Genomic DNA, 393 nt, shown 5'->3' with positions numbered 1-393 from the left:
CAGGCCCTGGACGACGTGCTGTCCGCGCTCGGGATCGACGACCCGGACCTGGTCGCCCTGGAGCGGTTCGCCCCCCGCAAGGGCAAGATCACCGTGTTCGCCGAGAACCCGCTGAAGGCAGGCAACCTCTTCGGTGACGGGCATGTGCTGGATCCGGAGACGGGGCTCGCCCCGATCGGGATCTACTACGACGGGGAGCTCGCCCACTACCGGTTCTTCCTGCCGGGCTCCGGCGCCGTGCACTCCTTCGTCACCGGCACCTCCGGCTCCGGCAAGTCGCGCCTGCTGGACGCGCTGCTGGGCATCGAGCGCCGCTCCCCGCTGGTCTGCTCGATCGTCATCGACCCGCAGAAGGGCCTGTCCCTGCCGGACTGGCCCGACGGCGTCGCCGTG

The 393-nt window shown here is 70.7% G+C and carries 1 protein-coding gene; it reads left to right on the top strand.

Annotation, left to right across the window (positions count from 1 at the left end):
- On the top strand, positions 1-393 hold a 393-nt coding region (locus IG90_RS40435), incomplete at both ends, for a P-loop NTPase family protein (RefSeq protein ID WP_033895121.1).

The organism is Streptomyces anulatus (assembly GCF_000721175.1).
Taxonomy (GTDB): domain Bacteria; phylum Actinomycetota; class Actinomycetes; order Streptomycetales; family Streptomycetaceae; genus Streptomyces; species Streptomyces anulatus_C.
Note: the sequence above shows the minus strand (reverse complement) of the source record. Positions and strands in the feature narration are given on the sequence as shown.